Genomic DNA, 26,308 nt, shown 5'->3' with positions numbered 1-26,308 from the left:
CTTCAAGCTCATCTATCCACATTCCAACAAATAACCGAGGGTATTTCAAAATTTTAAATAAATTTAAATGTAGGATATACGCGTTGCTCGTTTGCTTGACTATATGAATAAACGACACAACTTTATCTATTAATTAGCCCAAAATTTAGCCATCCTCAATGACCGGTTATCGCTCTTTTGAGGCATTCGCCTCAACACGTTTTTGTCCCGAAGCTAGGCGTCGTAAACGTCTCTGTCCCAAACCTAAGAGAGCAAGGGAATATCTAGGTAGGTTACTAAGACTCGACACATTAGACCTGCAACGATATAGTGCATCATTTTTCACTAACCCACTAACATCCGCCATTTTTAACAGAGCACCAATGAATAACCATTTATCCCCAATCGACAAAAATCATTTGAAGAAACTACTTCGCTCAGAGTTAGATCCAACATGGTCTGATAGTCTGTCGGCAACACCTGATATGTCTTGGGTTACGCCCATAGTGTTAGAAACACTATTTACTGAGTTGATGATCCACACCCGAGGCAATCAAACAAAGGCTGCAAAAATGCTTGGTATTAACAGAGGTAGTTTCAGCTCAAAAATCAAACGGATATCAAATCACGAGTTTTGATTCTCACCAGCACAGCAGATTTAAACGCCAAGTTAAGTGAACCTAAAACCACCTCTGTCCCCGAATGGGCGGTCACCCGATGTCGTAGCTCCAATCTGGACAAAAGCTTCTCAGTTCGTAAAACCCGAACCGCACTTTACGAACCACTCGTCAAACCTGTCTCGGGGCAATGCTGGTCAGTGATTTTACTAATTTAGCAACTCAAGAATAACTAAAGGTATTGAAAATTCGGTTAACGAGAAGTCCAGTCTCACTAGAGCAGATAACTTCGGCAACAGCCCCTTACTGTTACTATGGACTTATTGCCGATTAGTGAACTTTTTCATGTTAAAATACCTGATTATCAGTATCATAGAGTTGGCATACGTTTGATTTTGGGGCTGATTCAGTAAAATTACCCTTTCATCCAGCCAAGTTTAAATTGAGTGGGTTCGATTAATGCAGAGCAAAGATATTGTCATTTTTCAGTGGAATCAAAATTTTGAGACAGGTATTGAACTTATTGACAACCAACACAAAGAACTGGTCTCAATACTTAATCAGTTAGCTAACACCATAGTAAATGACAACAAAGTTGATATCGATCTTGCTTTTAATAAACTTTATGCATATGCAGAATACCACTTCTCTACAGAAGAAAGTATTTGGGAAAAGTATTTTCCTGATGGAAGTTTTCTCGATTCCCATCGCTCAAGCCATGCTTCATTCTTGCCAAAAGTAAATAAAATCAGACAATTGGATTCAGCTAACTCTTGGCAAGAGGTAATAGAGCAAATAATCCAGTTTTTGATCCGCTGGCTTGCTTTTCACATTTTGGATGATGATAAGAGGATGAGCTTTGTTGTTCATGAAATGATGGAAGGTAAGAGCTTTTCTGAATCTAAAGAAATAGCCGATGAACATATGAGTGGTTCGATTCGTATTCTCATTGATACTATTCTAGGTATGTATGATGAGCTTTCTTTCCAAGCAATCGAATTAATTAGAGAGAGAAAAATACGTATTAAGGTTGAAGGAGAACTACGTTCAGCAAATAGAAAGTTAGAGCAGTTATCTATTACTGACGAATTATCAGGTCTTTTCAATCGCCGTTATTTTAATAAGATAATCCCCAATGAGATTCAACGAGCTATCAGGGAAAAATCTTTAATCAGCTTCATTTCCATAGACTTGGATCATTTTAAATCCCTCAATGATCGACTCGGTCACCCTAAAGGAGATGAAGCTATTGTTGAGGCTAGCATGAGAATCTCCAAGCTTTGCAGGCGTGCTGGAGATTTCTCCTTCAGGATGGGAGGAGAAGAGTTTTTAGTGGTCGTATCTGGGTCATCAAGTCCTGAAATCCTAGAGTTAGCGGAAAGAGTTCGTGGGAATATTGAAACTATTACTATCTCTAGCGAAGACATTGGTATATCCCATCAAATTACAACTTCTATTGGGGTGTTCAGTTATGTTCCTCAACGTGGAGATACAGTCGAACTTTATTTAGAACAGGTCGATGCTGCTCTGTACAAAGCAAAAAATAGTGGTCGTAATGTTGTTGTATCAGCTAATGGTTTCTAGGAGCAGCCCCAAAAACGCTCTACTTTCCAACTAGCAAATACAATTGCATTGCGCATTATTGCCACCTTTAGACCAATTAGCTAAATCTATCGAATGGAAGACACCTTATAAAATAGTTTGGGGCATACATGTTTTAGAGTGGATGTTCTAAGGCGCTTTTGTCCCAAAGCTTGGCTCTGTAAACATTTTTGGACAAAAATCAGTTAGAGTCGATACTCTAAAAAATCTCTATTCATTACTTAATGTATTCTGACCGAACCGATACTCCCACTAAAGTGGAAGTCAATGATAAATAAATATGCAAAAGGCGAGGTTCCACCTCTTGCCTATATTAAAATTATGCTGCATACCATCCATCAGCCAGCACTTCAGCTTGATCGAGAACTAGCTTAATCGCCTCCTCTGCCGCATCAGGCGGGTATTTCCAGCGACGCAGTAAACGACGTACAAGGTTGCGCATACGAGCACGGACACTCTCACGTTTTTGCCAGTCTACCGTAGCGGATTTACGCAGTTGGTGAGTGAGTTCAATGGCGAGTTGACGAAGGTTGTCATCGCCTAACGTTCGCACGGAAGCCTCGTTGGTGACCAATGCACGGTAAAACGCAATTTCATCAGTGGAAAGCCCCAGCTTTTCCATCATCTCAGCGTCAGCTTGCATCTCTTTGGCCCACTGGATCAGCTCTTCAATTACCTGTGCGGTTTCAATGTTGCGATTATGATATTTCTGCAAAGTCGACATAATACGGTCGGAATATTTCTTTTCCTGCACAACATCGTTTTTCATTCTTGCTTTCACTTCGTCGCGCAACAGCTTTTCTAGCAGTTCTACGGCTAAATTCTTCTCTTTCATATTGGCGACATCTTCCAAAAACTCAGGAGAGAGCAAGCCAATATTCGGTTTATCTAAACCAACCGTTTTAAAGATATCATCCACTCCATCGGCAACCACCGCGTTATTCAAGATCTGGCGCAAAGCAGAATTACGCAATTCATCACTGCGCTTTTTATCAACTGTTGAGTGTTTTAAGAAGGCGGTCTTGATCGCTCCGTAAAAGGCGATTTCACTCTTATAACCATCAACCTCATCCAAGGTATTACACAATGAGAAGGCTTTCATCAACGCAGCCATGACATCAAGGAAACGGCGTTTGCCATCACGAACTTCTTCGCCTTTGCTGTTGCGGTGTGAGAGACCTGAGATATGGTTCACCGCTCCCGGAAGCAGTTGCAGCGGTTTGGTTTCAAAATCCGGACGATAGTTGAAGATGTCACCATCAACAGGCGTGGCAAACATACCGCGAATTACGTCGATTTTTTCCATAAAGACTGCGAAAGCTTCAGCGGTATCAACGGTTGGCTTTCCCTTACCTTGGCTATTGGTATAGGTCTTCAGTGCGTTTTTAAGTTCATTGGCAATACCAATATAGTCAACAACTAAACCTCCGGGCTTATCCTTAAACACGCGGTTCACTCGCGCTATCGCCTGCATCAGGTTATGACCTTTCATTGGCTTGTCGATATACATGGTATGACAACAAGGCGCATCAAAACCTGTTAACCACATATCTCGCACAATAACCAATTGCAATTCGTCATCGGTATCTTTGTAACGTTTCTCGAACAGCTTTTTGGTCTTCTTATCATGGATATGAGGCTGCATTTTGGCCTTGTCAGCAGCGCTGCCTGTCATAACAATTTTGATCGCGCCTTTGTTTGGATCATCGCTGTGCCATTCGGGTTTGATGGCCACGATGGCATCGTATAAATCCACACAAATCTCTCGACTCATGGCAACAATCATCGCCTTACCCGGAAAAGTTTCACAGCGAATGGTAAAGTGCTCAACCAGATCTTGGGCAACTTGTTTGATTCGCGGCTCTGCACCAACGAGTTTCTCAAGTGCTGACCACTGTGATTTTATTTTCTCGCGACTTTCCGTTTCTTCGTCTTCGCCAATTTCCTCTTCGACCTGATCGTTAAGCGCTTCGATTTCATCTTGATTTATATCGAGCTTGGCTAAGCGGGATTCGTAGTAAATCGGCACTGTCGCGCCGTCATCGACCGCGTCTTGAATATCGTAGATAGAAACATAATCACCAAAGACACCGCGAGTATCTTTATCATCCATTGATATCGGTGTGCCTGTAAAACCAATAAAAGCGGCATTTGGCAGCGCGTCACGCATGTATTTGGAGTAACCATAAACATAACGCTGATCAACCACGTTGCCATCTTCGTCTTTAACATCTACTAGGCGAGCTTTGTTGCCATACTGGCTACGGTGTGCCTCATCGGAAACCACCACGATATTCGAGCGTTCAGAAAGGATAGGATGTGCCATTTCTTCGTCGAGTAAAGCAAACTTCTGTACAGTAGTGAAGATGATGCCACCGGATTGACGATTGAGCAGTAAATCGCGCAATGAGTCACGGTCTTCTGCCTGCAGAGGGATCTGTTTTAGCGTTTCTTGCGCCATCGTAAAGGTGTTAAATAGCTGGCCATCTAGGTCATTACGGTCGGTAACCACTACTAAGGTTGGGTTATTCATTTCTGGTTGTTGCAGCAATTTACTTGCGTAACAGACCATCGAAATGCTTTTCCCGCTGCCTTGGGTATGCCAAACCACGCCCGCTTTTTTACTTCCGGGCACCACGGTATTGGCGTAATTTGCCCGTGGCTCAGTAATTTGGTCAGACGTTGTGGCAGCCGTGACGGTTGCCTTAACAGCAGCTCGGACGGCATGGAATTGGTGATAACCTGCGATTTTTTTGATGATCTTGTCGCTATCATTTTCGAACAATACGAAGTAGCGAATATAATCGAGCAGCAATTCTGGCTTAAAGAAGCCACGCACCATGGTTTCTAATTGGAATTCGAGTAGTGGCTTGTCGTCTTCACTCTCTATCGTCTTCCATGGCAAGAAACGTTCTTTATTAGCCGTTAACGAGCCGACTCGCGCCGTCCATCCATCTGAAATGACCAGCGCTTCATTGAACACAAAGAGATCAGCGATTTCTTCTTTATAAGTTTGAATTTGATTGTAAGCATTCCAAATATCGGCGTGATCATCGGCTGGATTTTTCAGCTCAATGACCGCCATTGGCAACCCATTGATAAAGACAATCACATCTGGTCTACGATTGACTTTGGTGCCTGTGATGGTGAACTGATTGATCACTAAGAATTCGTTATTCTCGCGGTCGTCAAAGTCAATTAATCGAACATGAGTATGCTTGGTTACCCATTGTTCGTGCTCCATTACCGAGTATTCAACAGGCACACCTTCGATTAAATATTGGTGAAAAGCCTTGTTATTTTTGATCAGGATTGGCGTTTGCGGCATGGCAACGGTTTTCGCCACTTCGATTAAGGTGTCACTCGGTACATTAGGGTTCAACGTTTCCAATGCCGACACTAACCGCGCCTGTAGCGTGACTTGCTGATAGTTTTCACGCTCGGGTGTGTTGCCATCCGGTGCGATGTCATAGCCATTTTGGTATTGGTAGCCTAGCTCTTTAAACCAATCGAGGCATTGTTGTTCTAGTTGGTCTTCTGTAATCACATTGCTACCTCAAATGGAACATTTGTAACTTTTGATTCTAAATTCATTCAAAGTCCCTCGTTTTAGAATGGCAATCCGAATAACAACCCAATCCCAAATCCTATCGGACTGACTGGCAAAGCCACATCTGCCACAATATCGGCTAGTCCTTCACTCACAACATCACTTACGACAGTTTCACCAACATTGTTGATAATTTCACCTGATAATACTTCTGAAACAGTATCACCCAATGCAACATTATCTATTCCTGAATCAATCACCATCGTGCTATCAAAGCTATCGGCGACCTCACTAGTGACAATAATTGGGATGTCTGAGTTTTCAGCAAGCGTCTCATTGATATAACTGACGCTGTCTGTCGCTTTAAGCTGAACTTCTGCGGCAATATCACCATCACTCATCAGAGCAATATCCGAAATGGGGTGGTTAGTTGCTTCAAATAACAAGGCATCCATACCTTGCTCATTGAGTGCAGTAACAACTTCTTGCTCAAACACAATGCCTTTGATATTGCTGATATGTCCCGACATCGCATCGGGGTCGACATCAGAGAAGTAATCAAGAATGTCGTCGTTACTTGCGAGTTCTAACTCGTTATAACCACGACGGACTGCATCAAAAACTGAGCTTTGAGCTATCACTGTTGGCGTTCCTCGCTCAACAACTTAACAATTTGTTTATAGCTTGACTCAACTAGTGGGTGTACATAGTGGCCATTTACTTTTGAAGTATTTCCATGTTTCGGGGCATTACCTCTAGCTATCTGTTGAGCTGTACCCTGTTTATTATGGGCTAGCTCTGTATTGGCCCCCAACCTCATTAATGTCGTAACAGACTCTAAATAACCTTGACTTGCTGCTACCATCAAAGGTGACCATCCATCCTCATTTCGCAAATCAAGATTGGCACCTTTACTATGGAGAACTTCTAATGTTGATGCTTGGTTATAACTTGCTGCCCAATAAGCGGCAGTTCTTCCAGACTTACTCTGAAGATTTACATCCGCACCTTTATCTATCAGCAACGAAATGAGTTCATTTTTGCCATTTTGAGCCAATAAAGATAACGCTGGGTGTGAGTCTTTATTTTTTGCGTTAGGATTCGCACCAGCAGTAACGAGCGCTTTGATCATTTCATCATCACCTTTAGTAACGGCGATAATCAGCATCGTTTCATTATCTTCGTTTTTCACATCTGGATTAACGCCATCAGCTAGTAGCTTCTTAGTGATGTTGACATGCCCATTTTGATACGCTGACAGCATAGCGGCTTCTGAGTACTTGGCGCTGAATACCGCACCTTGAGCAAGGAGCTTATCGACTACTTCTAAACGTTGTTTGAAATAAGCGCCCGTAACCGCATTCCAGCCATCGTTATTGCAAACATCGACGGCTGCTCCGTGCTTAAGCAGAAATTCAACCGCTTTGAGTCGGCCTTTCATTGATGCCCAAATCAATGGTGTCCAGCCCTTGTCGTTACGAATGTTAACTTCAGCGCCTTTTTCGACCATCAACTCAGCGAGCTCAAAGTATTCATTGTCTAAACAAAGCAACAATGCACTGCTTATTTGTTGTGGTCGATAGTTCGGGTTTGCGCCTTTGTGTAACAGTGCTTTAGCAATATCCAAGAAACCTAGTTCGATTGCTAACCGAAGTGGGTTATGACCTGCATGGTTGATATCAAAACCGTCACGATTAATAACGTTTTCGGCGAGTGTCGAGAATCCATTTTTCAAAGCAAGCTCAAATGGCGTTGCTTCTAATTCTTCAAAGATCGTGTTAACTAACTCTGGCTGATGTTCTAGCACGTCTTTCAATAGCGCCAAATCACCAGACTCAATGGCAGTTAATAATTGTTCAGTCATTCGTATTAACCTTTTCGACGTCTAACTCGATTTCGCCGGAAAGCAATTTAGGAAGCAAGGTGTCGCGGAGCTTGGCAAGCTGTTCATTTTCTTCTTTGATTGCTCGAATTTTTGCATACAGAGGTGCAACTACATCATAGAAGCGCTCGTTTATTTCCTTAGATGCTTTGATGAACGGAATGCTATTCATGTTACGTTGGTTGATTTTTAACTGCACAGCACCAGTTACATAAGCATTGATGTTTGTTTGTTGAAAAAACAGCATCAATTGCTCAGTAGAAACAGGCTTAATTCCTTGAAGAACATGAGCATGGTTATTGACCCAAGCAGGCCCCCATATGTACTGAATGAACGGGGTGCCATCATCTTTCATAACTGAACCATCTTCACCAATAAGCAAATAGATATCATCAAAGATTGCTTCATCAACATAATCCATCACAGATGTTGCACCATAATAAGGAATCGAACCTTGCTTCTGCTCTCGCTGCCTTTTTGATAGGGGAATTCTTTTTTTATCGAAGCACTCAGAAACCTTACCAATATTAGTTAATTCCCACCCATCAGGAATCAAGCCTAACTCAGATTCAACTAGCTTTTCGGGGAATAGCGAGGCAGTGGCAGCATCCATCCCCTCTGGCAGCTCGCCATTCATTTTGGCTTTAACTGGATCGAAATCGACAAACCACGATTTGAAGATAGCTTGTGCCATTTGTTCTAGGGTTTGGTTGGTTTGTGTATTTAGCGCCATTTTTGAGGCAATATCAGACAATGACTTCGCAACCATATCCTCATTGCCAATTCGAGGAATATTCAAGGCTTTTAATACAGGAATTCGAACATTACTAACTGTGGAACCTGTTCCTTCATTCCAAGCTATCTGCTGCTGGACGTAAGGAGATTGCAAAGCCCAAAATAGATATTGTCCATTTACATCAGATTTTGGACGTAATAATACCTGCCTCTGTCCTAAGCAGCACTTTAAGCCTTCCGGTATCATGCATACTTCACCCATCGGGGCTTCACGCGTAAATACGATATCACCTGCTTTTGGGGCTGCTCGTTTTATTCGTTTTTGATAATCTTCTTCGTTAGTAAAACTAGGAGCGGAAAGATCTAGAACACCATTTTTGATATTCTGATTTCGTAAGACAATAATCCCTTCATCAGTCCATTTTGGTGTTGAATGAGGACAGTCAACTACAAGTTCGCACAATGAATCTAGAGTCGCGGTTTCAAAGCTCATAACCCAACTCCACTAGGTTCTTCTTGATCTCAGCTTCTAGTGTTGCTGATTCTGCAAACTGTTCACTTAACTTACTGGTTAGAACAGTCATCTTTTCAGCAAATGGAACACCATCATCTAGTTCTTCAGCAGCACCAACGTATCGTCCCGGAGTGAGCACAAAATCGTGTTTCTTAATCTCTTCTAACGTTGCTGATTTACAGAAGCCTGCTTGGTCTTCGTAAGCGACACCATTTACTTCCGCACCCGTTTTCCATGCATGGTAAAGGTCAGCGACTTTCTGGATATCATCTTGGGTAAAATCTCGAAGCACACGGTCTTTCATATAGCCAAGGTTACGTGCATCAATAAACAACACTTCACCTTTACGATCACGTAGTTTTCGGCCTGATTTATCGGTACGGGCTTTCTTGTTTTTGGTTAAAAACCAGATACAAGCAGGGATCTGGGTGTTGGTAAACAGTTGTCCCGGAAGCGCAACCATACATTCAACCAAATCGTTCTCGACTAAGGCCGCACGAATTTCACCTTCGTTGTTGGTGGTTGAACTCATCGAGCCATTGGCAAGTAACAAGGCTTGAGAACCATCAGGAGCTAGGTGGTAAAGCATATGCTGCATCCACGCAAAGTTTGCGTTACCCGACGGTGGTGTGCCGTATACCCAGCGCGGATCATTATCATCGACACCCGTATTCCACTCTTTCATGTTGAAAGGAGGGTTAGCCATGATGAAGTCAGCACGCAAATCAGGATGTTGGTCATTGGTGTAGGTACTGGCAGGTTCCTTACCAAAATCATAATCCAACCCACGGATTGCCATGTTCATCGCTGCAAGCTGCCATGTGGTGTAGTTGTATTCCTGACCGTAAATAGAGATTCTTTGTTTTTGCGTGAGTGGGTCAATCTCTTTTTGGTTAGCGCGGCGCTCAATAAACTTCTCTGATTGCACAAAGAAACCGCCCGAACCCATTGCAGGGTCATACACACGGCCTTCAAACGGCTCAATCATCTCAACAATCAGCGAAACGATTGATGCAGGCGTGTAGAACTGACCGCCTTTCTTACCTTCAGCAAGAGCAAATTGGCCTAGGAAGTATTCGTAAATATGACCAAGAATATCTTTGCTGTTAAGCGACTTATGATTGAATGGGATGGTCGCGATGAGGTTAATCAGCTCATTAAGTTTTGACTGATCAATTTTTAGAGCGGCGTAGTGCTTGTTGAGTACACCTTTTAGCTTCTGGTTGTCGCGCTCAATCCCCTCCAATGCATTATCAATCAGGTGACCAACAGACGTGATTTTCTTCGTTTTACCATCAATAACCAAATCGGCACCACCAATAACCATCGGGCCATTGTCTTGCAGGAACTTCCAACGAGATTCTGTAGGCAACCAAAACACGTTTTTCTCTTTGTAGTAATCGCGCTGTTCCAGCTCAATCGCGATTTCTTGTTCAAGTTCTTCAGCCGTGTAACCTTCAGGATCGAGGAAGTACTCGTGATCAGGATTAGCAAAGTCTTGTTTTAGCTCTTCTTGGCGCAACATGAAGGCGTCAGACACGTATTTAACGAAAATTAAGCCAAGCACCGCATGTTTGTATTGAGAGGCATCGAGTGACGCACGGAGTTTGTCTGCGGCTGTCCAGAGCTTGCTTTCCAGCTCTTTGAGGAATAGTTGTTCTTGTTCGTTCATTGCTGATTTCTTGAATTCGAAAAATTTACCTTATGATACCAGTAACTAAGCAAACTTCCTTGAGTTCTGCCTTACTTAACAGTGATTTTTATGAAGTAAGGAGCACATTATGGCTGCTTGGAATAAAGGAAAAAGAGTTGGACAGAAGAAAGCGTTCAAATTGGAAGACATTTGGCGCATTCGAATTCGATTGGAGCTTGAGGAACGGTTATTTGAATTGGCGTTGTTTAACCTTGCCATCGATAGCAAACTCAGAGCATGTGACTTGCGTAACCTAAAGGTACAAGACGTTAGCCGCAGTGGTTGTGTGATGTCACGAGCTATTGTGAAGCAACAGAAAACCCATCAAGAAGTGCACTTCGAGATCACGCCTAAGACCCAACAAACCTTATCTCAATGGATTATTAAGAATTGTCTGACGCCAACCGACTACGTGTTCCCAAGCCCACGTCGTCAAGGTCAACCAATCTCTTACCATTACTACACGACTATGGTTAACAGATGGGTAACGGATATCGGTTTAGATAAATCTCAGTACGGCACACATTCGCTACGTCGCACCAAGGCTTCTTTGATCTACGCCAAAACCAAGAACTTACGTGCTATCCAGTTACTTCTTGGACATGCTAAGTTAGAAAGTACGATTGAATACCTTGGTGTTGAGATTGAAGATGCGCTAAGGATTTCGGAGAGTTGCGAGACGTAAGATTCAATGCCAACGGCTTAAGTTGTAAACATTAATGGCAGTTGTTTGTGTCCCCAACACTATATCTTTCATACAAATATAAGAAGTGCATTTATGACTACTCAGCACATTAAAGTTGGCAGTGTTCCCGATATTATTGAGCTAATGCCAAACCCCAATGAGCAAAGTGATTCTTATCCTTTTACCCTCTCAACGAATAGTACATGGGGAGAACAAGGTTCCGAAGTATCGATAGAGAAATTGCGTCAAAATATCGAGCCTTGGTTAACAGCTCTTTTTCAATCCGAACATTTAAATCTATTGATCGGTGCAGGTTTGAGTACGTCTATTCAAATGTCGGCAACAGGTGCGCCTCCTGCTGGAATGGGGTGGATCAGTGATCTAGCCGTCTGTCAAAGCGAAATAAATGCATTCGCTACAAAAGCTGCCACAGCGGCTGGTCGCGATAAAGGAAATATAGAAGATCAAATAAGAGCTATTAATGAACTTATCAAAGGGCTTGAAATTCTAACAGTGTTAAATAACCCACAACCTGAAAACCCTCCAGCTCCTTTTGTAGCCTATAGAGACCTAAAAGCTGATTTAGATGCAATTAAGGGGGAGTTGTCTCGATGTCTAGGTGAGTTTTCAAAATCTGTCAGTAACGGAGAACACTTAATTAAAAGTGCTGAACCAAAACGAAAAGAGGAAACTTTCAACTATCTTGTGAGCTTCTTAATGAGCTTTGCAAGTAGAACCGCTACACGCGATAGATTGCATATTTTTACAACGAACTACGACCGAATTATCGAGGTTGGTGCTGAACTTGCAGGTTTAAGACTCATAGATCGTTTTGTTGGAAGTATCGCTCCCGTTTTTAGATCCTCAAGATTAGAAGTTGATTATCACTATAACCCTCCGGGAATACGTGGTGAACCAAGATATTTGGAAGGAGTGGCTCGTTTTACCAAGCTTCACGGTTCTCTTGATTGGCACGAACAAGATGGTGCGATTAGGCGCTTTGGTTTACCTTTTGGAGCACGCTCTGTTGAACCGTTTTTAGAAGCAGAAGGTCACGAAAGCAATAGCTATGAACAACTAATGATTTACCCTAATTCAGTCAAAGACAGAGAAACCGCAGAGTACCCCTATGTAGAGCTATTTAGAGACTTAGCAGCAGCGACTAGCCGTCCAAACAGTACATTAGTCACGTATGGCTATAGCTTTGGTGATGAGCATATAAACCGAGTAATTGAAGATATGCTTACCGTTCCATCTACCCATCTCGTCATCATTGCTTTCGGTGACCCGCTCGGAAGAATTATGAACTTCATTAGTAAAAGTGGAAGAAAAGCTCAAATCACTTTACTAATGGGTGACCATTTAGGTGACCTCAAAACTTTGGTTGATAACTATCTACCTAAACCAGCCATAGATAAAGCATCAATAAAGATGGCCGAACTACTAAAGCAGCGAGGCTTTATCCAGTCAGAACACTCAGGTAATGCAACTACCACCGAGGTAACACTATGAGTTACTTGCCTATAGAAAGACTAGAGCAGCTACGAATCGGAACCGTTGGTTTTGTATCGCCTAGTGAAATTAGAGTTTCCTTAGAAATTGATTCTCCAGACTCAGTGTCTCTTCAAGGAGGTTCTCCTCGCAACTTTCCCCGGATAAATAGCTATGTACTGATAAACAGTGATGATGGGTTTCTCGTTGGTCAAGTTGAGTGGATCGCAGTAGAACACTCGCCATATCCAAAGAGAAGAGGCTTGCAAGATTTTGGCTTGATAGATCTACCTTTTCCACTAAAAAAGCTCAGTATCAACCCCGTTGGGACATTGAGAAGCGATAGAAAAAACGATGGCTTCAGATTCACTAGAGGAACAGATGCATTTCCTTCGGTTGGTGATTCAGTACTCCTACCTACTGATAAACAATTAAACTCAATAATCGAATCAGGTGAAAACAGAAGGGTTAAAATAGGAGATAGTCCTCTAGCTAACAATGCAGAAATAAAAATCGATCCCGATAGGCTTTTTGGGCGACATATAGCTGTTTTGGGCAATACGGGTAGTGGTAAGTCTTGTTCTGTGGCGGGGCTAATTCAATGGTCTTTGGACGCAGTTTTACAACAGGGAAAGACCCCAAATGCTCGATTCATAATACTTGATCCTAATGGGGAGTACAGCCGAGCATTTGGCCCAAAGTCAAAATACAAGGGTAAGTTATTACGCGTAGAAGCTAACTCTGATGATGGTGAGCTAGATCTTAAAGTACCATCATGGCTATGGAATAGTTCTGAGTGGGGAGCGTTCACTCAAGCAAGTTCAAAAGTTCAACTCCCATTGCTACGACGAGCTTTGAGGGCGATGAGAAATGATGTGTTGTCAGAAGATGACGTAACAATTCAAGCAAAACATTTTTGCGGAATACTTCTCGTTTCAATAAGGCAACTAGCAAGTCAAGGGCAGATATATGTGAATGCTGGCCCTGCCAAGGGCTTAGTTGAAAGTTTAACGTCATGGGAAAGTAGCCTTTTAACACTAAACGAAAAAATCGACAACCAACCTTTCGATAACCTAATAAGTACGATAAATGCGTATCTATCCTCCAGAAGAGGAATACAGTGGCCTGCTAAGCCTGATGTCGGTGATACAGACAGGTTGATTGCTGACTTAAAACAAGCTCATGTTGCACTTGGCGGCGATGAACAAGAACTTCTCCCGAAAAGTGAAGATACGCCTATTCGTTTTGAAGGTGATGACTTCGTAGCATATCTCGAAGCTTTAGCACAAGAAACAGGAACAGAGCAATTCGTGGAATTTCTTTTGACTCGAATTCGCACAATGTTAGGTGACACCCGAATTAGTGCCGTCACTAAAGATTCGGAGGAACCTATCAGTTTAACTAATTGGTTAGATACTTTTCTTGGGAAGGACACTCATGGTGCTATCACAGTTATCGACCTTTCACTCGTTCCAAATGAAATTATCCATCTTGTAACAGCAGTAATCTCTAGAGTGACTTTTGAAGCTCTTCAACGATACAGGAAAATGAATGGAAAACCATTACCGACAGTAATGGTTGCAGAGGAAGCCCATACATTTATCAAACGATACAAAGAAGAAAGTGAGAGTCAGTCAGTCTCTGATGTGTGCTGCAAAGTCTTTGAAAAGATCGCTCGCGAAGGGCGGAAATTTGGTTTAGGTCTAGTAGTATCATCCCAACGACCTTCTGAGCTATCTCCCACTGTTCTGTCTCAATGTAATACTTTTTTATTGCACAGAATTAGCAATGATAGAGACCAAGAACAAGTCCATAGGCTTGTTCCCGATAACATGAGGGGATTATTAAGAGAGCTACCATCACTACCATCACGACATGCAATTTTACTCGGATGGGCTTCTGAACTCCCCGTTTTAGTTCGAATGAAAGAACTTACTGAAGAACAAAGACCACAATCTGATGATCCAGACTTTTGGAACGTATGGTCTAACTCCACAACTGAGCCACGTGAAGTAAACTGGCAGCCAATCGTTGAAGAGTGGCAAAACCGAGATTAATTTATCTGTTAAAATAGCGCCAAAGATATGCCTTACAACACGAATTAAGGTTAACTAATCTAAGGCGCTTTTGTCCCGAAGCGACTTACCAATCCAATTAAAATTTCACTTTCACCGCATAACTATTATTAACGTCACATGAGTTATATTTGGGTAAATTGCGACTGATTGAAATCGCAAATTTGTTAGACGAAACCAATAATGGGGCAGGAGTTAGTTAGATCAATATATCTGTATCAATATATCTGTATCGTGCGATGACGTCCTGGCAAATCCACCTAACTGCAATCACCGCGACGAATCACGTAGGGCTCTTTAATTAGAATACTTAAACTCCAAATGATCGAGATAGTGATAGTTTAGCGAGTCTGTGAGATCTTGAAGTTGAACTCGTTGTTATGCACTTCTAAATACTTTTCGAATCGGTCACGATGCTGTTCACTGATCTCTTCAGAACAAAGCTCCTCACCACCTTGAATTCCCAAACCTTTTAACAGTGAAGTATCAAGGTTGGGTGATAACTTAGATATGTACTTCGAGCCCTTCTTTGTGAAGGTTAGCAGGTGCGCGTCAAAGAGTTTATCAATATGAGCACAGAGTAGAATACCATTTGCCCCATCAATCCTCTGCTCATCACTTTCGCATTTAGACCAAGGCACTATATGAGATGCAATTAATATCTCGCGCACCGGTGTAAGGGTTAACGCACAGCTCTCACCATTACCCCAAACGTTGATGACGTTTTGTCTAAATTGCCCTTGTCCAACACGAGAAAGTACTAAGCTTTCGCGCTCAGTCTTATTAGTAGTAGTACCGAATATACCATCGATGTCTTGTGCTACGTTGGGTAAAGGCATTTTAGAGTGCTTTGCTTTATGGTTACCAACCGCATAGTAATTACCGCCAACAATATCTAGAGACATGTCAGAGACTTCTTCAATATACTCTTTTATCTTGGCGCTGCCTGTATCTGCGTAACCGTCGTTATCTTCATCCCATATTATTGGGAATGTTCTTAATGAATAACCTTCATTTTCTACTAGTTTTATATACTCAAGAGCTTCGCCAAATGCATTAACCCTACGCCCTTCGTTATTGAACTCCCAGGCCATTGAAAAAATCAACGCTCTGTTTCCGTTTGTATTGACATCCCACGCACCAAAATATACTTCCTTTTTTTCGTGATTCACAAAGGCCCAGCCATACCGAGCGTTGCGATTAGTTGCGCCGTAGGATTCCATAAATTTTTTTCGTGACATTATCTACCTTACTTAGTAGTTAGTTTTTATTTGTGTAAATATAAATGTTTGATTAGGTTAATCGGTGTTAGTTCTTAACTTTTGACCAGTATTACTTTTTGCATATCAAAGTTAACAGAAAATCTATGCTCATACTTTGGTTCATCACTTGTTTCGGTGACAAGGCGTGGTTGCCGAGGTCAGCCCCAACACGTTTTAGGGCACTTATAAGTGTTACGAAGTGAATTTTAGAGTGACTTCCTGAAAAGCCAACTATTCGAAAGGTTTTGAACTTTACTGTCTACCGACAGTTGTTGATCACTGGCATAAAATATTGATCGATTGGGATGGAAGTTAAGGGGCAACTGTATTATTGAAAGTATTCAGCAAAGCATTACACCCCTTGTAACTCCTAGATAGATAATCGATTGACTCCCACTTCCTGTGTGCAATACTAGATGCATTAAACATTTTCAAAAAGTTTCACGTCATGAGCAAAAAGATAGCGGGAGTCAGCATCCCACCAGCAAAACCTACTGATTTCATGAAAGTAGTAGAACTAATCGGTCAGCTAGACCCAATTGAGTACGGGTTTGATAGCAGCGGTAATTACTTGCATTGGAATGACTTTCAGTACCGTTCAAAAGAGTTTAAACGCGACCAAAAGGGCTACGCTTGGCATGCCCTAAAAATCAGACGTGGCCTTAACGACATTTCGCTTGTTGATGAAAAGGGCAATCCGTTCCAGCTTAGTGCCGCCAGTCTCGACGCTAAGCTATTCCGCATCGATAAACAGCTCAAACTAGAAGATTTGCCGCTATCTGCTCAAGATAAAAAGGCACACCTAGTGAAAAGCGTGATCATGGAAGAAGCCATTAGCAGCGCTCAATTGGAGGGAGCGGCCACAACGCGCAAAGTGGCCAAGGAAATGCTTGAAACGGAACGTGAGCCTAAAGATGACTCCGAACGGATGATTATCAATAACTGGCGTTTGATTATGATGGCCGATGATCTTAAGGATGTAGAGCTCACACCAGAATTGATTAGCGGATTTAATGAAATAGCCACCGATGGCGTGTTAGAGAATGAGCACGTTGCTGGCCAATATAGAACGGATGCGGTCATGGTTAGAGACGTGGCCACTGGCGATATTGTTCACGAAGCACCCGAACATGAGCACGTTTTGAAGCTCATTGAGCAACTATGTGACTTCGCCAATACCGACCATACCACCAACACCAATTTTATTAACCCAATCGTTAAGGCTTGTATTCTGCACTTCATGATTGGCTACATTCACCCATTCATGGACGGCAACGGGAGAACGGCTAGGGCGCTTTTCTACTGGTTCATCCTTAAGCATGGTTATGAGAACTTTAAGTACGTCTCGATCTCTGCGCCACTTAAACTCGCGTCAACCAAGTACGTTAGAAGCTACGTTTACACCGAAACGGACGACAACGACTTAACGCACTTTGTGGACTACCAGTTAACGGTCATCATTAAGGCGATTGAGCGCTTTAACGAGTACATTAAATCTAAGATTGAAGATACGAGAGAGGTGCGCGATCTACTCGATGAATCCAATCTTAAGGATGTGTTGAAACTGCCGCACATTGTGATTCTGGCCAAGGGATTAGAAACAGCCGGACGTGTCTTTTCAGTTAAGGAAATTCAGTCTGATTTTGACGTGTCTCATACCTCTGCGCGCAAGTATCTTGAGAAGCTGGTGGAGCTGAAATTGCTGTTCAAATCAAAGGATGGCAACGAGAATACCTACATTGCACCAGCCGACTTGAAAGATAGGCTAACCAAAGCTTAAGAGCATCAAAAAAAGCCGCCAAACTGGCGGCCTTTTTGTAGGGAATAGAATAGGACTGGTTGGCGATTAGAAATCTACCCAGTTGTATTGCAGTGTGATAGCTGGCTTAACAAGTGCTGCTGAATCTTCTGTCGATAGGTCGATCACGTCTGAACGTACTTTTACGTGCTCCAAACGGAATCGATGCGAGGTTGCACCCTTACCCTTAGTTGATTCAGGCGTAGACTCGATAACGACAGTGACCATTTTCTTTTCACGAACGATCTCACGTAGCATTTCTAGCACTGTACCTGTGATCGTTTCTACGCACGTCACCGTGATTTCGCCTTTGTTCTCAAGCGCACCATTTTGGATGTAGCCCAAGCCCATTTGGCCAAAATCTTCTACGTCTGCACGACCCATTGCTGGAAACTGAGTAGAACGCACCAAAACGCTAAGATTAGGGTATTCTTCGATTTTCATCTCGAACTCTGTACCCATCATCTTTTCGCCAGCTTGGACGTTCTTAGTGAATTTCTGTTTTAAGAAATTCATATCGCCTTTTGCGTTAAATGCTCCGGCCATAATTACACCTATGCTATTGAAAGTGGTTCGGAATCTGTGACTGATTAATCATTTGCTTAGGAGCGGCGGTAATAGTTACCGTGTTGTAAGCGAAATTCCCGTCTCGCGTCTTAGGTGCGTTAATGTCATAACTCACCTCGCTAATACGCATGGGTAGATTGAGCGCTTTGCCAATCTTGAATCGCGCATCACTTGGAACACGGCCACCAAGGCCATCGGAACTGACTGGAACAGTATTTTGCAGCTCGGGACTTATCATCTGAGCCAGGTATTTAATGGGATCATTAACCTCTGATTTGGCATTGGTGAACGCGACAAATTTCAGCGTTGCTGTGATTTCTGGCGGTTCGTTTCCTTGCCAAACTTGCTGACTGTTCCATAGTGTTTTACTCGTCTTATCCGACACGGTTTGCGCGACTGAGGACGTTTTATCTAGGGCATTGATGTTACCCACGGAATCGCCCTCAAACGGCGCTTCCCATATCGCTCTAAAGGCAAGCTGACACTCATCAGTCATGTAACCAATGACCGTAACCTCTTGACCGCCTATGACTTGTGTAATGGCGCATTTATTGTGGATAGACACGCCATCATCATTAGGTACGCCGATAATTACAGCCATTGCTTTCCTTACTTGTCCATGCCGCGAGAATCGCGCATGCGGTTAGACTTTTTGCGAGCTGCTTTAGCCGATGAGCTGTGAGCTTTCGCGCGCGCTTTCTTAAGTGCTGCTTTTTGTGCTGCACTCATACGGCGCTTACGGCGATTCGTTTTGATGTAAGTTACCTTGCCATCACGGATCACTTTCTTAAGCGCTTCAAGCATCATGGATTCACGAACGGCGAACTCTGCAATCGCTTCGTCTGAGTCCACGTTGTCTAGGCCACGCTCTAGGGATTCAAAGATGCGATCTGCTGCTTCTGGATCTTCCAGTGCTTCTAGCATGTCGCCCTCTTTTGGCTGGCCAACTTGAGCAATGAACTCGCTAGCCGCTTCCTGTAGCGATTCGTATAGTGCTACTTGGCCATCGGTTAGCTCGGTATCGTCATCGCCACCAGCCATGCCAAATAGCATTGCGTCTAGGTTGTCGATTGAGCTGTCACCACCGTTAACCCACTGAACACAAGCCGCTGCTGCGTCTTGGCGAGCCATGATGGTTGATGCACGGTTGATTGACTCAAGAAGTTGGTCTTCTGTTACAGACTCAAAAAATGCAGTTTCAGTTTGTTCCTGCTCGGCCACTTGTGGCATCACAAATGGGCGAGCAAGAACAGAACCCTCAGAAAACATTGATTTCATTCTATTCTTGCTCTTTTGTTGATTAACGGATTAGTACAGGTTCACCAAGGATTCGACGCGCTGAGCCAGTTGGGCAGAACGACCAAGTGACTTTCCAGTAGTCGATTTCGACTTGCTTGATTTCCAGTGTCCAAGCGCTTTCGCCGTCTTGATTTGGATTACGAGGTGTCACTAGCGCACCAACGGCTTCATAGCCCTCTAGGATGCTGGCCATGCCGTCAGTTAGACCCTCAAGCGTTGCACCGTCAGGTTGGTGTTTTAGGCGATTACCTAGTGCGTAGAAGTCGCGTGAGATAGCGTCAGCAATAGACACGACTTGCTCAAAACGTAGGTAGTTTTCAGCCGCAGATGACGTTAGGGAGTCATCAATAAACAGGTTGCCGTTTTCGTCTGTGCCTAGTTTGTTTAGACGTGCCTTGTACATTTCTTGGTAGTTAGGCTCGCCAGCACCTTGGATTGGTTTTAGGCCAGTACGTTGGATAACAGCACGTTCAACACCTGCTGGTGTGTAGTGCCAACCGCCGACCGGAGAGGTCTTAGCAACGCCAAGCGCTTTAGCTGCAAAGCCGATACCCGAGCCGCCCCATACCGCCATGTTACCGTAGAAACGACACTTAGCTTGGTAAGGGATATGCACGAATGAAGCGCGATGGTTGTTGAAGTTCAGACCTTTTTTGAACTCCAATGCCGCTTCGTGCGTTAGGCGAGGATCAATATCGAAGTAGCCAGAAATGCGTTTGTCTTTACAGATTTGCGCTAGGTCAGTGATTACCGCTGTTTCGTAGCAGCCCAAACCACAAACGTAGTTGTAGCTGTAAACGGTAGTGCGTAGTGCTTTCACTGCTTTCTGGTAATCTTCAGCCGTAATGTCGCTAATATTGCCGTTGGTTGCGCCTGTGAATTTGGTTTGAGCAATTGCAGTAACTTCGCGTTTCGCTACTTCTGCATCGATACGACAAGTTAGGTACTGCGAACGTTCTTCAAGAACAGTCTCAATAAACGCAGCGCTACCCATTTGGTCTACTGCTGTAGGCTCTAGGGATACAACCCATTCTTCTAGCACTACAGAGCCACCAGCCGCCTGTTCTTCTGCTAGGGTAAGAGTGAACATGCCTGCGCCGTAAGTCGCTTCGTCTGCTTTCGCAAGCGTGATAGAGCGGTTGTCGGATTGAGCACCGTCTTTGATAGCGATCGCTAAAAATTCGCCATCTTCAAGTGACAGGTCAGCCGAGTAGTTGATCGCTTCATTTGTGATCGTTACTTCGTCTGCTGGTTTGGTTAACTTGATAGCTGGATAGGTAGCCGTTTTTGGTACGACACGAACCACAAGGCCATTACCGCCGCGCAAGGCTTCATCAAGAACGCGCATGCCGTCAGCCAATTTGCCAAGGCTTGAGTGGTAAGGCTTACCTAGCTTGTCTAGGAAGTTAGCCGCCGTTACCGGAATCACTTCGAACGGCTTACCTTTTTGAGACACAATCACACCGCCAAACACTAGCTGGTTAGAGCCAGTGCCTTGCTTAGTTGTCGAGTCAGCGTTAATTGGCGAAACCGCAACTTGTGAGACGTTATCCATTGAAAATTCAATCTTACTCATCTTCTGTCTCTTTCAGCGTTAGATCCTGTGCTGCAAGCTGGTCTACAATTTCTTGCAAACCCGCTTGAGCAATACCTTTCACCGCAATCACGTTGTCTTTCGTCATTTCGGTTAGTTGCTCAACCGTTGTCACACCGTGGTTAATCAGTGCTTTTTCAACGCTCGCGCTTAGCTCAAGTGCTGATAGCACTGTGCCTTTGTCGCTGGTGGCTGTGTCTGGTTTTGTTTGAACTTCTGGTAGAACCGTTGGCTCAAGGCGAACCGAAACAAGGCCGTTTGGGTAGGCCGCTTCCACTTCGTGTTTGAAGCGGTTCACGTTGAAAACTGAGAGAGGGAAATCTTTAGCCAGTGGTGGCATGAGGCGACCCTGTACCGTGATTTCCTTTGGTGTGTGGTTGGTGATTAAAACGAGCGTTTCTTTCATCGAATCCCCCAAGAGCGGCAGCCCGTAAGACTGCCGCTTACTTGCCTTATGCCGCTTCTGCTACAGGAGCTTCGTCGATAAGTTTCACGCGGTAGAAGTAGTCTTCTCCGTCGAATGGATGGATTTCGCCGTAGGCCAGTTCGTATAGGGTGTTAGACGCTACTAGACCTTTACCGATTGGATGCGTGTACATGGTTGCTGCGATTGCATCACCTGCTACGTAGCCCGCTTCTGAGTGAGAAGAACCGCGACCGTAACAAAGCATGTCGTTCGTACCGATCACTACCGGACACTCGAATACTTTCCACATGCCGAACAACTTACCTGCGTAGTGGATAGCGTTTTTCTGTTGGTAATTAGCCGGAGCTACGAAATATGGAGCACCAAGAGACTTAAGGATTGTTGACGCGCCAGTACCAGCAAAGATACCTGTCATGCCAGTTGTGCGAGTCGCTTGTAGGATCTTCGTAGAAACGTTTAGAAGAACTTCGTTTAGACGTTCACGATGTAGACGCCAATCTTCACCAGCCGCTACGTAGATATTGAATGTTTCTTCGCGCGTACAAGCAAAGTCCATATCTACTAGGTGGCGAGTCGCTTTTTCCGATGCCAATGTGTTGCGCATGTGGCTCATCTGTAGAGATTTCAGATCTTGGCCAAACTCGCGTTGCATTGTGAACATCGCTTGAATAGTGGCGTCTGCTGCGATTGCGTTTTGACGTGGGCGCAGTATACGAGAGTCCATATCATGGTCGATCGTTGGGATAAGGTCAGGGCGTCTTTCAATGTCTACTTCGAACTCGATGTGCAGAACCGTTCCTGCTGGTAGGGCTGATGTTGGAGTGACGGTAACTTTGCCTTTTGCATGGTCTATCTGACAGTTAATAACCATACCATTGTGAGTACCTGTCATTATTTGACTACCGTTGCTGTCTAGGTCGCGAGCCACACGTTTATGGTTAATAAATAGGGAAACAGATGTCTTCGTGAATGGGATTTCAAACTTGGTGTGTTGTAGGTCAGTCTTAGAGTCAAAGACGTGAGTTGTCTTAGTGCCGTCTGGTTGCTGTTCAGAGACAAACTTGTAGCGCTGACGCATAGACGAGTATTGGCCAACCGTTGCTTGGTCGATTTCAGTACCCGCTGCGAAGTCACCGAAGTTTGAACCAGTGCGGCGGTACACTTTGAAGATCTCAACTTCGTTAGCACCCGCAGGGATCATCGTTACAGCGTCAAGTGTTGCTGTCTCAAGAAGAACTGGAAGCACTAGGCCAACCATCTTCGCACGGATTTCAACACCCTCAGATGTTGATAGAGATTGACCGATCGACTCAAGCATCATTGCGCCTGTTGAGCCATCACGCTTAGCACCCTCTAGCATCATCATGTTACGCATAGTTGCGTGAGCTGATGCCATTAGTTCATCGCTAGGTAGGTGGCCGTAAGTATTTTCGTATTCACGCACCGCAGACTGCATGCCTGATACGATGCTAACCGCTGTTTCTTGAGGCACTGACTCGAACATAGGCTCATTCGCAATGGCTGACAAAATAGCCGCGCCACGAGAATTGTCGTCAGTTAGAAATATGCCTGTTTGTGAATCGAATTGGGATTCGACACACAGATTGTGCATTGCTTGAGCGCCTAAATGAATCGCCTCAATGCGTTTGTTGAAGTTAGAACGTTTATCTGCCATGTAAATAAACCTTAGCTATTAGTTGAGAGTGTTCGGAATAGTTAAGCCGCAGAAAAGCGGTAAAAATTCGCTCAATTTCGGATAGTAATTAAGATTTATTGCGAAAAAAACAGGGGTAAAATTTCGTTTAACTTATTGTTATATAATGAATCTATTTCTTTTTGTGCGCTTTTGTGGGAATGGTAACGACAGGGGATTTCTATGTCGTTGATCGTGTGTTTTTGTTGAGAGAAAAGGGGATAGGAAAGGGCATCTAAAAAAAATTTAAAAAATTTTCAGTTGTTATAGGGTTCCTGCCAAAAAGCCGAACACGTTGCTTAGTAGCTCTTGTGTGTCAGTCTCTAAGCTTGGAAGCTCAACCCCATAGAAAACGGCCAAAAAGTCACGAACAATGAGTTGATAAACGACCACCAGCGCGATGCTCCACATCATAGCGGCGCGTCCAGTACGTACCAATGTGTTAGAGCTGGCCGCTTCAAGCTCTGCCAGTTTGTAGGCAAACTCTTTGCGTTCTTCGTCACTGGTAAACACACGATCACCAAACTCGGTCAGTTCGTGGATAATGCCACCTACTTTCTCGCTGGTGGCGCTCTTAAATAGACTACTTGTAAACACTTTTGCTAGTCCCATCATTAGTTGCTCTCTTTAATGTGTTCTGCGAACGCTTCTGCCAGTGCTACGGCTAGCTTTTCGCGCAGTTCCAATCCCTTTTGTAACGACTCGTCGTTAGACAAAAAGAACGGCTCCAAAATCACGGCTGGCATTTTGGTTTTCATCAAGAAACGCCAACCGCGAGTATCAGTACCAGTGTTCGAGATAGGCTTAAGGCCACGATCACGCTGTCCGATAAGTCCAGCCACCGCTTTTTGTAGGCGCTGAGCAAGTGCTTGACTCTTGTCCGACTTATGCCAATGCAATGTCTCTGAGCCTTGAACTGACTTATTGGCCACGCTGTTACAATGTAACTCGATGGCATAGTCAGCGCCCGATTCGTTCACATCACCGATCATCCGTGAGTAGGTGTCTCGATACATGATCACTGGAAGAATGTCTCGCTTATGTAGCTCGGCGGCCAATAAGCTGGCTAGGGGATGATTATAGCCATACTCATTCATTCCGAATGTTTCATTGTAAGCGCCGCCATCTTTACAACTATGGCCAACAACAATACAGACTTTTTTCATTTTATAAATTTCCAAACTTAGCTTAACTAATATGCACTTAAGTATTGACTATATTCGGAATAGGAAATATATTTGCTTTACCAGATCGGCATCCCAATCGACTGGTGTCAACTAACGTTGAAACTTCATTTTTAACCTTTGTAATAGCTTCTTGCGCCGCGAACACTTACCTCGCGGCTTTTTTTTGCCTGCAATTCAGAAAAAAACCAGCGCGAACGCTGGCTTTGCTTGGATTATGGTCGGTTTTGAACGGGGTCTATCTTGTTTGATTTGAAGTAATCAAGAACAGGATTAACTCGATAGGGTTCTACGTGGAAGCTGGCCATCACCTGATCTTTACGCATCAAGTAAAACTGATTTCCGCTGTATCGTACCGCATCAAATATCACGTTCATTCGGCATCCATCGTATATGTACTCGCCATCGACGCTAAGGCTTTTGCGTACCACAAAGGATAGGCGCGCCTTGGTCGCTTTAAGCTCGTTACGGACTTTAACTAAGTTAATCGTCAGTACGATAAGAAGCGACAATAATCCGCATAACTCGTATGCGTTAAGGTTAATTGAATAGCTCATATTGTTAAATATTTGGTACGAATAGGAAATTTACAAAATACCAAAACATTTTACAGGATAAATACCTCTATTGTCGCATCTTTGATGCTCGTTTTTTTCGTCTGGTTGCTACAAATGGTAAATGAAATCGCCTTAGTGAAGTAGCCTAACGCTAAGGTGCGTTCCTCTTTCGACGCAATGATCATTGCGTCAATCACCGTGCTTGAGCTGGTCACGCCACCAGCAAGGGGAGCCATGATCTCGTTTAGCGCATTCGCTTGGCTTTCTAGTTCCGGCGGCAAGTCTGGTGGCGGTAAGGTTGCACCGTTATCTGACTCACTGCCGCTTGTTGGTGGCGTTAATGCAGTATTGATTTGCGCCATAAGAGATACGGCTGCATCCACATGGCCGGAAAGACCATTGATCACTGCCTCAAGCGCTTTCAGTTCTTCCTTGCTGGTAATTGGCAAGATACTCGGAGCGGGTACGTTGTCCTCTGTACCATCAACCTTGTGTTTGATGTTCACACCAATAGACACTTGTTCGAGGTCGGTTGGATCGGTGATCAACACTAGGTGCTCATTCCATTGCGTTAACGTGGCCACCGTTGCGCTCACTGAGTCATTCAAACCCTTAAGCGTTACCACTAACTGCGATGCGCCTTGGTAGTCTTCAATATCCTCGCTCACGCAGTCTGATAGCTTCCCTGACAAGCTTTCACACTTCACCTTAAGGGATTTGCCTCGGGTAAGGTTCTCCGCTTCCTTAAGGCCGCCTACGTCTAAAAACTGGCGAAACTGTTCGATTTGCTCTTGTGTGTCTAACATCAAATTGCCTCAATCAATCGTCAACAAGTCGTTACCGTTTACCAGCGTAGCGCCACACCCAAGGGCATCGCCTACCACGGCGACCGGAACGCCATTAACAGTAAGTTTTGAACTACCAGTAATAACGCCTACGTGCGGCGGGTTATCTGGTTTTACGTGCATGACGGATATATCACCCGTACCTAATACATTGATTCCATTCACGGTCAGTAGTGGCTGGCCAGAAACAAAAACACCTGGACTAAAGCCACCATGACCACTATCCACACTCCCTACAATTCCTACGGCTGGCATAGTG

23 protein-coding genes are annotated in these 26,308 nt (G+C 43.9%); 6 read left to right on the top strand and 17 right to left on the bottom strand.

What is annotated here, in order from left to right:
* Positions 1-362 precede the first annotated feature (362 nt).
* On the top strand, positions 363-617 hold the full coding sequence (locus R7Z10_RS18790) for a helix-turn-helix domain-containing protein (protein ID WP_181387657.1): 255 nt from the start codon (positions 363-365) through the stop codon (positions 615-617).
* 438 nt (positions 618-1,055) lie between these two features.
* Entirely contained in the window at positions 1,056-2,180 is a 1,125-nt protein-coding gene (locus R7Z10_RS18785) for a GGDEF domain-containing protein (RefSeq protein ID WP_181387656.1), read from the top strand.
* A gap of 337 nt (positions 2,181-2,517) precedes the next feature.
* Here the strand turns inward: R7Z10_RS18785 and R7Z10_RS18780 are convergent, their stop codons facing one another.
* The 5 genes from R7Z10_RS18780 to R7Z10_RS18760 form a co-directional block, all read right to left on the bottom strand.
* Positions 2,518-5,745, bottom strand: a complete 3,228-nt coding sequence (locus R7Z10_RS18780) for a type I restriction endonuclease subunit R (protein ID WP_318105616.1) — start codon at positions 5,743-5,745, stop codon at positions 2,518-2,520.
* Positions 5,746-5,807: 62 nt separating this feature from the next.
* Positions 5,808-6,389 (bottom strand): hypothetical protein, encoded by a 582-nt coding sequence (locus R7Z10_RS18775; RefSeq protein WP_238778001.1) that lies wholly within the window; start codon positions 6,387-6,389, stop codon positions 5,808-5,810.
* Positions 6,386-7,612: an ankyrin repeat domain-containing protein gene (locus R7Z10_RS18770; protein WP_318105613.1), complete on the bottom strand. Its 1,227-nt coding sequence runs from the start codon at positions 7,610-7,612 to the stop codon at positions 6,386-6,388. The genes R7Z10_RS18775 and R7Z10_RS18770 overlap by 4 nt, the downstream gene beginning before the upstream one ends.
* Complete coding sequence (locus tag R7Z10_RS18765; protein ID WP_318105612.1) at positions 7,605-8,858, bottom strand: restriction endonuclease subunit S; 1,254 nt, start codon at positions 8,856-8,858, stop codon at positions 7,605-7,607. The genes R7Z10_RS18770 and R7Z10_RS18765 overlap by 8 nt, the downstream gene beginning before the upstream one ends.
* Positions 8,848-10,551, bottom strand: a complete 1,704-nt coding sequence (locus tag R7Z10_RS18760; RefSeq protein WP_041154775.1) for a class I SAM-dependent DNA methyltransferase — start codon at positions 10,549-10,551, stop codon at positions 8,848-8,850. Before R7Z10_RS18760 ends, R7Z10_RS18765 begins: the two co-directional genes overlap by 11 nt.
* A 109-nt stretch (positions 10,552-10,660) precedes the next feature.
* On the opposite strand from R7Z10_RS18760, the gene R7Z10_RS18755 reads away from it, so the two are divergent.
* From R7Z10_RS18755 to R7Z10_RS18745, 3 genes are all read left to right on the top strand, one after another.
* Positions 10,661-11,257 (top strand): tyrosine-type recombinase/integrase, encoded by a 597-nt coding sequence (locus tag R7Z10_RS18755; RefSeq protein WP_041154776.1) that lies wholly within the window; start codon positions 10,661-10,663, stop codon positions 11,255-11,257.
* Between the two features lie 93 nt (positions 11,258-11,350).
* On the top strand, positions 11,351-12,769 hold the full coding sequence (locus R7Z10_RS18750) for an SIR2 family protein (RefSeq protein ID WP_014232712.1): 1,419 nt from the start codon (positions 11,351-11,353) through the stop codon (positions 12,767-12,769).
* A complete protein-coding gene (locus R7Z10_RS18745; RefSeq protein WP_014232713.1) occupies positions 12,766-14,805 on the top strand; it encodes an ATP-binding protein in 2,040 nt (679 codons plus the stop codon). The genes R7Z10_RS18750 and R7Z10_RS18745 overlap by 4 nt, the downstream gene beginning before the upstream one ends.
* Before the next feature lie 359 nt (positions 14,806-15,164).
* Here the strand turns inward: R7Z10_RS18745 and R7Z10_RS18740 are convergent, their stop codons facing one another.
* Positions 15,165-16,064 carry an HNH endonuclease signature motif containing protein gene (locus R7Z10_RS18740; RefSeq protein WP_318105609.1) on the bottom strand — a complete coding sequence of 300 codons (900 nt, stop codon included), beginning with the start codon at positions 16,062-16,064 and terminating at the stop codon, positions 15,165-15,167.
* A gap of 469 nt (positions 16,065-16,533) precedes the next feature.
* Between R7Z10_RS18740 and R7Z10_RS18735 the strand changes: the two genes are divergently transcribed.
* Positions 16,534-17,865 (top strand): Fic family protein, encoded by a 1,332-nt coding sequence (locus R7Z10_RS18735; RefSeq protein ID WP_213892720.1) that lies wholly within the window; start codon positions 16,534-16,536, stop codon positions 17,863-17,865.
* A gap of 66 nt (positions 17,866-17,931) precedes the next feature.
* On the opposite strand, the gene R7Z10_RS18730 is transcribed toward R7Z10_RS18735, so the two are convergent.
* The 11 genes from R7Z10_RS18730 to R7Z10_RS18680 form a co-directional block, all read right to left on the bottom strand.
* The gene (locus tag R7Z10_RS18730; protein ID WP_213892718.1) at positions 17,932-18,429 is read right to left on the bottom strand and encodes a hypothetical protein; all 498 of its coding nucleotides are present in this window, start codon (positions 18,427-18,429) and stop codon (positions 17,932-17,934) included.
* A gap of 13 nt (positions 18,430-18,442) precedes the next feature.
* Positions 18,443-19,051 carry a hypothetical protein gene (locus tag R7Z10_RS18725; protein ID WP_213892716.1) on the bottom strand — a complete coding sequence of 203 codons (609 nt, stop codon included), beginning with the start codon at positions 19,049-19,051 and terminating at the stop codon, positions 18,443-18,445.
* Positions 19,052-19,059: 8 nt separating this feature from the next.
* Positions 19,060-19,728, bottom strand: coding sequence for a hypothetical protein (locus tag R7Z10_RS18720; protein ID WP_140203484.1), 669 nt, complete (start codon positions 19,726-19,728; stop codon positions 19,060-19,062).
* Between the two features lie 22 nt (positions 19,729-19,750).
* On the bottom strand, positions 19,751-21,325 hold the full coding sequence (locus R7Z10_RS18715) for a hypothetical protein (protein ID WP_213892713.1): 1,575 nt from the start codon (positions 21,323-21,325) through the stop codon (positions 19,751-19,753).
* Entirely contained in the window at positions 21,318-21,749 is a 432-nt protein-coding gene (locus R7Z10_RS18710; protein WP_213867184.1) for a DNA-directed RNA polymerase subunit alpha C-terminal domain-containing protein, read from the bottom strand. The genes R7Z10_RS18715 and R7Z10_RS18710 overlap by 8 nt, the downstream gene beginning before the upstream one ends.
* Before the next feature lie 46 nt (positions 21,750-21,795).
* Positions 21,796-23,445 carry a hypothetical protein gene (locus tag R7Z10_RS18705; RefSeq protein WP_213867185.1) on the bottom strand — a complete coding sequence of 550 codons (1,650 nt, stop codon included), beginning with the start codon at positions 23,443-23,445 and terminating at the stop codon, positions 21,796-21,798.
* A 282-nt stretch (positions 23,446-23,727) separates the two neighbouring features.
* Positions 23,728-24,078, bottom strand: coding sequence for a hypothetical protein (locus tag R7Z10_RS18700; protein WP_017635640.1), 351 nt, complete (start codon positions 24,076-24,078; stop codon positions 23,728-23,730).
* Positions 24,078-24,629, bottom strand: coding sequence for an N-acetylmuramoyl-L-alanine amidase (locus R7Z10_RS18695; RefSeq protein WP_170890815.1), 552 nt, complete (start codon positions 24,627-24,629; stop codon positions 24,078-24,080). The genes R7Z10_RS18700 and R7Z10_RS18695 overlap by 1 nt, the downstream gene beginning before the upstream one ends.
* 233 nt (positions 24,630-24,862) lie before the next feature.
* On the bottom strand, positions 24,863-25,204 hold the full coding sequence (locus tag R7Z10_RS18690; RefSeq protein WP_213867186.1) for a hypothetical protein: 342 nt from the start codon (positions 25,202-25,204) through the stop codon (positions 24,863-24,865).
* Between the two features lie 50 nt (positions 25,205-25,254).
* A complete protein-coding gene (locus R7Z10_RS18685) occupies positions 25,255-26,010 on the bottom strand; it encodes a hypothetical protein (RefSeq protein ID WP_213867187.1) in 756 nt (251 codons plus the stop codon).
* 9 nt (positions 26,011-26,019) lie between these two features.
* On the bottom strand, positions 26,020-26,304 hold the full coding sequence (locus R7Z10_RS18680) for a PAAR domain-containing protein (protein WP_054579149.1): 285 nt from the start codon (positions 26,302-26,304) through the stop codon (positions 26,020-26,022).
* Positions 26,305-26,308: the final 4 nt, after the last annotated feature.

Origin of the sequence: Vibrio sp. Vb1018, assembly GCF_033338775.1 — a bacterium.
GTDB classification, from domain to species: Bacteria; Pseudomonadota; Gammaproteobacteria; order Enterobacterales; family Vibrionaceae; genus Vibrio; species Vibrio alginolyticus.
Note: the sequence above shows the minus strand (reverse complement) of the source record. Positions and strands in the feature narration are given on the sequence as shown.